This is a genomic window from Trichocoleus sp. FACHB-591, assembly GCF_014695845.1.
Taxonomy (GTDB): Bacteria; Cyanobacteriota; Cyanobacteriia; order FACHB-46; family FACHB-46; genus Trichocoleus.
The window spans coordinates 1-9,661 of sequence record NZ_JACJPA010000011.1; the positions used below are offsets into that span (position 1 = coordinate 1).

The window sequence follows — 9,661 nt, forward strand, 5'->3', positions numbered from 1 at the left end:
TTGCCTACGAAAGTGGTAGAACTATCTATCAAATCAAGCACGGGATGCTCTCTGAGTATCTCAAGGAGCAACTCAAGCATCCGTCCGTTCAAATGACTTTTGCGTAAGTTCTGTTGGAGTTAAAGAGAGCGTAGAAGACTGGAACGATCGCTACATGATCCATTGCAGGGTAAAAGCATTGTGAATCAATCAACGCAGAATTGCCAAATTCGATTTTTTTATGACTGGGGCTGTGATTCACCGTTTTGGTGCGGTAATGATGTGGCACGGAATAAATTTGACGTAGGTCCGATTGAACCTGAAGAATTAGGACTCAACGCTGACATCTCTGAACAATTGCGATCGCTCGGTAGATGGCATGATACAGCCTTGGACTGGAGCGATCCCCTTGGCCCTACCCCGTGGCAACCGGAAGAAAGCGATCGCTTTCAAACTGCGGTGAAAGAGCTATTAGCAAGAGTTCGTTCGGAGCTGAGTCAGGAATACGAAATTATCTGGGAAGGAGATTTATGATGGATGCGATCGCACTGTCTCTGGAATGGCTGCTACGCTGCTTTGGAGTCTTCTGGGTACTCGGTGGCGCTTTAACGATGCAAAAGGCGCGACAAGCCCATTTTCTGGACACTGCCCTGGAAGCCATTACGCAGGAAAAGGAGGATCGCTTAGTAAGTCGCTTTATTTTCATTGGGGGGATTTTGACCCTACTCAGCGGGGTGGGATTGGCATTCGCAAGCCGTTGGGCACTCATCCCCTTAGGACTGCTAACAGGCTCTCAGGTACTCTACTTTGCTATCCAAAACCGACGCTTCACCCAGGCCAAGACAGAGGAGGATCAGGAAGAAGCTCGGATTGCACCAACCACTCGTAACGCTTTTAAGCTCACTGTCGTTGTAGTGATCGTTGCTTTGGTAGCGGAGCGATACGGGATATTACAATGAGCCCCAGATTACTCCTATTTACAAACACTTTCTGAGTCCAATCAGCTAACGCAGGCCGAAGCATTTATTCAGTCAATCAAAATACTAGAAGTTAGAAAAAACATGCAATATGTGTTGATTATTCATGAAGTTGAAGACTATGAGTCATGGAAGAAGATTTTCGATGATGCCTCCGATATCAGAAGGGAAGCTGGAGAGAGAGCGTATCAGGTCTTGAAGTATGAAAGTAATCCTAACAAAGTGGTGCATTTCTCATCCTGGACATCAATAGAGGATGCCAAGCGATTTTTTGAATCTCCTGAACTTGTGAGAATAAGAGCTGATGCTGGAGTAAAGTCTCCTGACTTCATATATTTAGAGCAACTAGAGTCAGGTATTTTGTAGAGGCGTAAGCTGTTGTATTCATGAATTACTATTACGCAGCGGAAGGAATCCATGAAGAAGCGCTGTGCCACACCAGAAGGCAAGCAGCAAATAGCGAATGCTCTAAGAAGCCGCTGGGAAAAATATCGAAAACTAAAGCCAAATAGTCAACTACACACAGCCACAGAGCAGGGTTTCGGCCCTGCTTTTTTCGTGGGAATTCTCGCGCAGACAGCGATCGCCAATGGATTGAAGAGAATGTCTATCCACATCTTCCACAGCCCAACTGCTCTAGCGTGTTTAAGGTGCGACAGAAGTTTTGGGCCACATGGATGGCATGGAAGCCGAAAGAAGCTACGCTTTGGGCCGATTGTGGCTGGTCTATTGAAGCAAGATTCTTGACTGCTTGCGTTGATGATAGTCCAGAGCATCGTGCGTGGAATTGCCCATGTTTACTTAATGAAATTGCAACAGCTTTATTGCTGGCAGGGATGGACCCATTAGCGAAGTATGATTGACTCCCTAATGAATTGACCGTGCATCATCCCGTTGCAGACGCAAGGCAGTCAGCTCGACTTCTGATTCAGGCGATCGCGCACCACTAGGCCTATAGATGCAAAGCTCTATCCCCTGCATTAGTTAGCCCTACTCGAGTAGTTGGGTTACTTCGTTGGATGTGAGGAGTTTGGCCTTGCCGTGACGATTAACCTTCATGGGAAGCTACAGCGGAAAAATCTAAGTTTTACGACGAGAGGGTCAAATCACTGAGATTGCGTTGTTGGCTAGATAATTCAGCAATTTGGCCTAATTTCTCGTAGCAATATCCTTCATCCGCTTGGGCAGTATAAACAGATACTTGCTAACTCAACTGCCAATAAATGTATGAACCCAAATACTCTTTAGACCCACTTCATAAACTAAGCCAAAGGTTTAGCTTCTCTTGAGATTTCTTTGATGAATCCACATTACAATACTGTTCCAGTGTGTTTAGTATAAATTACTACCCAAAGCCAAGAAGAAATTGAGATTTTAACTCAGTAAAACGAAGTTCCACAGCCTTTGCTTTCTCTATTCCTACACAGTATTTCACTGCTTACACCGAACTGACATCACCTAAAGAATTCAACATCTAATATGCAAGCTAACACTCTAAATTCTCTCCAAGAGTCCAGCATCTCGCTCCAGTCTTCCAGCAAGAACATTCTTGTCATTATTGACTCCGGAGTTGCAAACTACTCCCAACTGGTCGATGGAGTAATTCCGGGTGCAGAAGTATTTGTCTTGCATCCTGAAGAGGATGGGATTGAACAAATTAGCAGTGTATTGAAACAGCGGCAGAATATTCGTGCTGTTCATATTGTTTCTCACGGTGCGCCAGGGCATATACTCATCGGGAAATCAAGCATCGGAGTAGACGACCTGGCAAAGTCGAATGTTGGGCAATGGCGGCAATCGTTGAGCGCCGATGCAGGGATTCTGCTCTATGGCTGTAATGTGGCAGCTGGAGCGCAAGGCAACCAGTTTGTCGAGCGATTGGCACACTTAACAGGTGCAGCAGTTGCAGCTTCTAAGACGCGCGTAGGCAGCGAGAGAGAAGGGGGTAGCTGGCTGTTAAACGTCGTTGCTAAGACAACCCAATCACTTCAAGCAGCTCTAGCATTCGACGAAACTACCCTGAACACTTACGTTGGCACCTTTGAGCTACCCGGGCCCAGAAGTACCACAGTAGGTACTGGAGCCGCCCCTGAAGTCTATCTCGGCGGCAACTATATCCAACTTGGCATCGATAACGACGGCTCTTTTGGAGGGGACACCATTCCAACTGGCTTCTTCGCCCGGAGGTCTGGGGCTGGCATTGGTATGCTTAGCGATACCGATGGGTTTGGTACTGGCGCTGATCTTCGGATCGATTACTTCCTTCCAGGGACACCAGAAGAGCGCTTTGTTGCGGGTTATAAAATTGGAGGTGTTGCTACAACTGGAGTAGCAGCACAGGCGGGCAGTGACACCATTACCATTACAGGAATTACAAACACCTCGTCTGGGACTAGTCTCTCTGCTCAGGTTGTTGGAATTTTAGGCGGCAACCTTCAGATTACTCAAAACATCTCTTTTGAGGTTGACAATAAATTTTTCAAGAATACTGTCACGCTAACAAACATTGGTGGATCAACGCTAGATTCCGTTCGTTTCATGCGCTCGTTCGACCCGGATAACACGAGCGATGTTGGCGGATCTACTGCCACCTCCAATGAGGTAATCGGGACAGTGGCATCTGAGGGATATACGGCAGTCCAGGCGGTCGAATCGCCTGGAGGAGCTTACTCAGCTTTGAGCGGCGGCTCTAACGCGCCCATTTCTTTCTTTAGCCGCGATCCTCGAGCAAGAGGAGGCTTCTCAACTTCTGGGTTAACTCCTCCGTCTCTGTATGCTCCAGCCGCTTATGACAGTCCTCAGTCAACAGGCTACAAAAGCACTGCGGATGTTGGCATGTTTATCACCTTTGATGGTGGTACCTTACTTGCTGGAGGCTCGGCAACATTTGAGTATTACACTAGCTTGGATGAGAGTGAACTCCTCGGACTCAGCACCAAAAGAATTAATGAAAATGTTGCACCTGACACCGTTGTTGGTACCTTCAGCACCCTTGACTTTGAGGGAGGTAGTACATTTTCCTACACTTTAGTAACAGGAAGCGGCGATACCGATAATAGTGCCTTCACCATTGCCGACGGCCAACTGAAAATTAACTTTTCCCCCGACTTTGAGAGCAAGCCAAGCTACAGTATTCGGGTACGCTCAACCGATCAAGACGGGCTGATCTATGAAAGGCAGCTGACGGTTAACGTCAACGACCTCAAAGAAGCCCCCACTGCTCTCAACCTCAGTGCTAGCAGCATCGATGAGAATGTCGTAGCCAATAGTGTGGTTGGCACCTTCACCAGCACTGACCCTGACACAGGCAACAGCTTCACCTACTCACTCGTTCCAGGCACAGGAGATACGGGCAACAGTGCCTTCAGCATTGTGGGCAACGAGTTGCGCCTTAACAACTCTCCCAACTTCGAGAGCCAGTCGAGCTACAACATTCGGGTACGCACCACTGACCAAGGGGGGCTGTCCTATGACAAGGAACTAACGGTCAGCGTCAATGACCTCAATGAAGCACCCACCGCTTCCAACCTCAGTGCTAGCAGCATCGATGAGAATGTCGTAGCCAATAGTGTGGTTGGCACCTTCACCAGCACTGATCCTGATACAGGCAACAGCTTCACCTACTCACTCGTTCCAGGCACAGGAGATACGGGCAACAGCGCCTTCAGCATTGTGGGCAACGAGTTGCGCCTCAACAGCTCCCCCAACTTCGAGAGTCAGTCGAGCTACAACATTCGGGTGCGTACCACTGACCAAGGCGGGCTGTCCTACGACAAAGAACTGACGGTCAACGTCAACGACCTCAATGAAGCACCCACCGCTTCCAACCTCAGTGCTAGCAGCGTCGATGAGAATGTTGCAGCCAATAGCGTGGTTGGCACCTTCATCAGCACTGACCCTGATACAGGCAACAGCTTCACCTACTCCCTAGCGACAGGCAACGGAGATGCAGACAATAGCACCTTCTCCATTGTGGGCAACGAGTTGCAGCTAAATGTTTCTCCCAATTATGAAGCTAAGTCGAGCTATAACATCCGGGTGCGTACCACTGACCAAGGCGGAGAGTTCCTGGAGCAATCCTTGGCGATTAACGTTAATAACGTGCCAGAAAATATGGATGGTAACGACATCCTGACTGCACCAGACGACCTTCCTCTGGTATTTAATGCCGTTCAACGAGCTCAGTTCCTAGGCAAGGCTGGTACAGAGCTTGCAGCCTTTGATGAGAATTTCTATCTCTCTCAGTACTTAGATGTTGCAGGTGCAGTATCCGCAGGTGTCTTCAAAAGTGGCTTCGATCACTTTAGCCAATTTGGGCAGAGTGAAGGTCGCCTTTCTAACGGCAACGCTGCAATTTTCGATGAGGGTTATTACCTTTTCCACAATCCTGATGTGGCAGCCGCCGTCTCTGGACGTGTCTTCCGCAGCGGTTTTGCTCACTTCCAAGAATTCGGGCAGTTTGAGGGCCGTAACCCTAGCGCCTTGTACGACGAGAGCTTCTATCTCTCTAATAACCCTGATATCGCGGATGCAGTAGCCAGGGGTATCTTCAAGAGCGGTTTTCAGCACTTTACTCAATTTGGCGGACCCGAGGGACGAGATCCCAGCCCGTCATTCAGCAATAGCTTATATCTCTCTGAAAATCCCGATGTAGCTGCCGCAGTGTCAGGTGGAGCCTTCACAAGCGGCTTTGCTCACTTCATCCAGTTTGGCGCGAAAGAAGGCCGAGAAGACAATCTACTCTTTAGAGAAGGCTTCTACCTCTCTCAAAACTCGGATGTAGCAGCCGCTGTTGCTAGCGGAGTCTTCAAGAGTGGCTTTGATCACTTCATTCAGTTTGGTCAAACAGAAGGACGGACTTCGAGTGAGTTGTACAACGAAAGCGATTACCTTTCACAAAATTTTGATGTCGCTGCTGCGGTAGCAGGTGGTGCATTCAAGAGTGGCTTTGACCACTTCATCCAGTTCGGTGAGAGTGAAGGCCGATTTACTGTTGCGCCAGTTAGTCTTGATGGTGGCGATGGCGATGACATTCTCTATGGCGGTGCTAGCGGTCGTGTTGTAATGACTGGTGGACAAGGCAGCGATCAGTTTTGGGTAGCTGACCAAATCATGCCAAGAACTGCGAACACCGTGACCGATTTCGAGGTCGGAGTCGATGCGATCGTGATTAATGGGCTGTCGGGAGTAACTGGTATTGGTGACCTGAACATTACTCAGCAAGGTGCAAATACATCAGTGAGTGCATTAGGCAAGGAGTTAGCAACTCTAGCAGGCGTGCAAGCCACCAACCTAAACAGCAACAGTTTTATCTTTGCTGCTGCTCCATTGGCTTAGCAATCGAAGACAGAGCGGTTTCTGTTGAAATAGGTATTGATTGACTATTAACCTGGCCTAGTTCTACTTGGGTCAGGTTTTCCAATAGACATCCTGCATGAATGGGAAAGGGTATACCAGTGGGCGGTCGCAGGGAAGAAAAGGACGCTAAATTTTGAATAAGCATGAGTTCCAAAAGCAGCGATGCAGTACCAGGAGTTAGAGCATTTATCCAATCGAGAGTTCAAGCGCTGGTGCGGGGTGAGCCGTGGCGCTTTCCATGGGATGGTCGAGGTGGTACGTCCCTCCCTAGATCGCCAAGGCCGCCGAGGGGGACAAGCGAAGCTGAGTGTCGAAGACCAGGTACTAGTGGCCTTGGCGTACTGGCGAGAGTATCGCAGCCAATTTCACATCGCGGTGAGTTGGGGATTGCATGAAACCACCGTCGGACGCATTGTGAAAAAAGTGGAAGACCTGCTGATCAAGAGTGGCAAGTTTCGTCTCCCGAGTCAGCGTCAGTTGTACCAACCTGGCTGGGAGTGGAAGGTGATGGTGGTCGATGTCGGTGAGGTAGAGATTGAACGTCCCCAAAAAAACAAAGACGCTACTACAGTGGCAAGCAGCGCTGCCACACGCTAAAAGCGCAGTTGGTGGTGGAGTGGGAAAGCGGACAAATCATTTGTACGGCTGTAGACACGGGCAGGACGCATGACTTCAAGTTGCTCAAGCGCAGTCGCTTGCCGTTTGTCTCGTCCCAGTTGTGTTTAGCGGACCGAGGATACCAAGGATTTGCCAAACGTCATGCTGGGGCTTGTACCCCCACCAAGAAGCGACGTCAGCAGCCTTTAGCTAAAGAGGAAAAGCAGCATAATCGGGCCTTAGCTCGATTGCGAGTGAGAGTCGAGCATGTGATTTGTCGTTTCAAGATCTTCCGCATTTTCTCAGGTCGGTATCGCAATCGTAGAAGGCGGTTTGGCTTGCGCATAAACCTGATTGCTGGCTTACTCAACTACGAACTGGCACACCCTTTTCCATTCATGCAGGATGTCTAATGTAGATGCTTACTTCTAGTGATAGGGGCAGAGGTGTAAGAGAGGCGATCGCTTTGGTGAAGTGCAAGAGGTAAAGGGGCGATCGCGCTACCAAGTCTTTCCTCCTTAGTCATGCGATCGTCGTACTCCCAAGGTGCCCTTATGGTCCCATGAAGATCCCTTGGAGTGCCGTTGTTAGTGCTCGTCGGGGTGGTTTTCGTGAGTAGGCTAGGTGCTGGGATGCTTGGTGGGGCAGGCGATCGGATTTTTGAATTGGCTTGAATTGGGCTTTTTGAGCTTTAACGCTGTGCAGGTGGGGTTTAAGTTAAAAGGGGCCAATTCAAAAGTTGAGGTGGGTGGGGAGGCGAAGGGGCGATCGCTCAATAGTCAAGCCGCGATCGCGCATCAGTTTTTCAATGGCAGCTTTGAAAGCTGTGCTACCTGTGAAGATATACGGAACTGTTTTGCTTATTTACCTCAGACAGCTCAACAATAGTTAGCTGAATAGTAAAGGCAAGCCAGAGGAGACTCGTGCAATATGTCGCAGCAATTACCCGATGAGCACTATCAAACTTTGTCCAACTATCTGGAAAGTAACCAATGGAAAGAAGCGGATCAAGCCACTACGCTTCTGATGCAGCAATCATCAACAGACTTGCTCATCTTAGATGAGCTTTGGACAAGATTTAGTGCTGGGCGTTTTGGGTTCAGCATCCAAAGCCAAATTTGGCAGGAGGTTGGTTGTGCAATAGCTGCCCCTCCTCATTACAACTACTCGTCATCTTGGGAGTCGGGAGATAGCGACTTTGAGCAGGAAAAAATTGATAAGTTCGCCCAGCGGGTGGGTTGGATAAACAATCGTAGTCAATGGGTGGGGTATGAAGATTTGAACTTTAGCCTTAATGCGCCATATGGGCATCTGCCTATAGGACATGGGAGAAGTATGGGTAGTTTGATTCGTCGTTTCTCTTACATCGTTGCTGCTAAGAATGTATAGCTTGTCTGTGAAAATGCGGGCTAATCAACAGGAGCATGATGCTTGAAGGAGTTGGCAAGGGTCTAAAGGTTACATCGGCGGGTGAACGCTACCGTTATCCAGACCCATTCTTAGGCCAGCATCTGCCTCAGTTCAGCGCTCGGGAAAGCAGGAGACAAGAAATCTCAAGGCTCCTATTCATCTTCATTGAGGTAAACATCGCATCTCAGAACAAGCACGAGCGATCGCCCTATCAACCCAGAGTCACTGCAAAAAGATGTCTAAATTGTGGACTAGTGGCGCGATCGTACACTTGTCCACAATTTGGTTGTTTTCCTTTCTGCAATACCAGAAGTAATTGGGTCGATACACCCTCTTTTACAGGTAGAAGGCGATCTGAAATAGGACTATGTAGAATTCGAATCATAGAAAATTCCACAGGGGTTTTTATAGAAATTTTCCCCGAAGCAGTAGAGTCCAGAGTGAACTCAGAGTCCAACTTATACTTCAAGATCAGAACGAGATGGCAGATTCAACAGATGTTTTGCTGAAACTTTGCGAGCAGAGATGGGCTGAGGTCAAGCAAGCAGAAGATCAGAGGTCAGCTTTAAGCAACCTTATTCTTCTGATCGCTTCAGCTATAGTAGGGATTTTTACTCAGAAGGGACTTGATAAGAGCAATTGGCCGTTAGCCTTACTGCTTATCTTTTTAGGAGTTTACGGAGCCATTGGTTCTCGAAAGTATCGAGGTTAGGTTCCATGTCAATACCCTGGATTTCGTCTATCTCATGTCTGGGAGATTAGGCAGAATCGATTCGGGTTAATTACCTCTAACAGATAGCCCGAACCAGTTCAGTCTGATTAATAGTTCGGCATTCAGAAATTCAGCAAATTGTAGTTGTAGCTACCTCTATTAGGACAATAAGCTTAAGCTCATTTTTGCATTGCTGACAATCCAGCGTCCTAACTGAACGTCTGTAGCTCTATCTTGCACTGTGACGGTCGGTTAGGGCTAGCTACCAGAATTGCTCGTCAATACAACTTGCGAAAAGGTTCCTTATGTTGCATCATGTTTCATTCAGTGCGCGTCATCCTGAAATCGTTGCAAAGGGACTCGCCAAACTCCTCGACTGCACTGCCCTGAGGGCACCCTGTCCTCCCTTTCCGACCGGGTCCTGGTTCGTCTGCCTCGGTGATGCCTTTGGAACGCTTCTGGAAGTTCTTCCGTGGGGGCATGTCCAAGGCAAGGAAGGGGGCGGTGCAAAGAGCGTCGATAACTTCATGCGAGATCGGAGTAGTACTCATATTCTGCTTCAAACATCCTGCTCGACTTCGCAGATTGAGACAATTGCTAATAAGGAAGGGTGGGACTGTGTACCCGC

Annotated in this window: 9 protein-coding genes; all 9 read left to right on the forward strand. The window is 48.5% G+C overall.

The genetic code is table 11. From position 1 onward, the window contains the following. Positions 1-180 precede the first annotated feature (180 nt). The 9 genes from H6F90_RS00510 (at position 181) to H6F90_RS00545 (ending at position 8,300) form a co-directional block, all read left to right on the forward strand. Positions 181-513 carry a hypothetical protein gene (locus H6F90_RS00510; RefSeq protein ID WP_199295633.1) on the forward strand — a complete coding sequence of 111 codons (333 nt, stop codon included), beginning with the start codon at positions 181-183 and terminating at the stop codon, positions 511-513. Further along, on the forward strand, positions 510-938 hold the full coding sequence (locus H6F90_RS00515) for a hypothetical protein (protein WP_190549259.1): 429 nt from the start codon (positions 510-512) through the stop codon (positions 936-938). Before H6F90_RS00510 ends, H6F90_RS00515 begins: the two co-directional genes overlap by 4 nt. 102 nt (positions 939-1,040) lie before the next feature. Continuing rightward, positions 1,041-1,322 carry an antibiotic biosynthesis monooxygenase gene (locus H6F90_RS00520; protein WP_190549261.1) on the forward strand — a complete coding sequence of 94 codons (282 nt, stop codon included), beginning with the start codon at positions 1,041-1,043 and terminating at the stop codon, positions 1,320-1,322. 51 nt (positions 1,323-1,373) lie between these two features. Continuing rightward, complete coding sequence (locus H6F90_RS00525) at positions 1,374-1,703, forward strand: hypothetical protein (RefSeq protein WP_190549262.1); 330 nt, start codon at positions 1,374-1,376, stop codon at positions 1,701-1,703. A 732-nt stretch (positions 1,704-2,435) separates the two neighbouring features. Beyond that, positions 2,436-6,293: a DUF4347 domain-containing protein gene (locus tag H6F90_RS00530; RefSeq protein WP_190549265.1), complete on the forward strand. Its 3,858-nt coding sequence runs from the start codon at positions 2,436-2,438 to the stop codon at positions 6,291-6,293. Positions 6,294-6,476: 183 nt separating this feature from the next. After that, complete coding sequence (locus H6F90_RS30435; protein WP_242024253.1) at positions 6,477-6,911, forward strand: transposase family protein; 435 nt, start codon at positions 6,477-6,479, stop codon at positions 6,909-6,911. Between the two features lie 8 nt (positions 6,912-6,919). Next, entirely contained in the window at positions 6,920-7,324 is a 405-nt protein-coding gene (locus H6F90_RS30440) for a transposase family protein (protein WP_242024254.1), read from the forward strand. Between the two features lie 211 nt (positions 7,325-7,535). Then, positions 7,536-7,799, forward strand: a complete 264-nt coding sequence (locus H6F90_RS00540; protein ID WP_190549267.1) for a hypothetical protein — start codon at positions 7,536-7,538, stop codon at positions 7,797-7,799. A 42-nt stretch (positions 7,800-7,841) separates the two neighbouring features. Next, a complete protein-coding gene (locus H6F90_RS00545; protein ID WP_190549269.1) occupies positions 7,842-8,300 on the forward strand; it encodes a GUN4 domain-containing protein in 459 nt (152 codons plus the stop codon). The last annotated feature ends 1,361 nt before the right edge of the window (positions 8,301-9,661 follow it).

Excerpts from the sequence above, each read along its gene's own strand:
- H6F90_RS00515 (WP_190549259.1), top strand. The coding sequence starts at position 510 with ATGATGGATGCGATCGCACTGTCTCTGGAATGGCTGCTACGCTGCTTT.
- H6F90_RS00520 (WP_190549261.1), top strand. The coding sequence starts at position 1,041 with ATGCAATATGTGTTGATTATTCATGAAGTTGAAGACTATGAGTCATGG.
- H6F90_RS00525 (WP_190549262.1), top strand. The coding sequence starts at position 1,374 with ATGAAGAAGCGCTGTGCCACACCAGAAGGCAAGCAGCAAATAGCGAAT.
- H6F90_RS00530 (WP_190549265.1), top strand. The coding sequence starts at position 2,436 with ATGCAAGCTAACACTCTAAATTCTCTCCAAGAGTCCAGCATCTCGCTC.
- H6F90_RS30435 (WP_242024253.1), top strand. The coding sequence starts at position 6,477 with ATGCAGTACCAGGAGTTAGAGCATTTATCCAATCGAGAGTTCAAGCGC.
- H6F90_RS00545 (WP_190549269.1), top strand. The coding sequence starts at position 7,842 with ATGTCGCAGCAATTACCCGATGAGCACTATCAAACTTTGTCCAACTAT.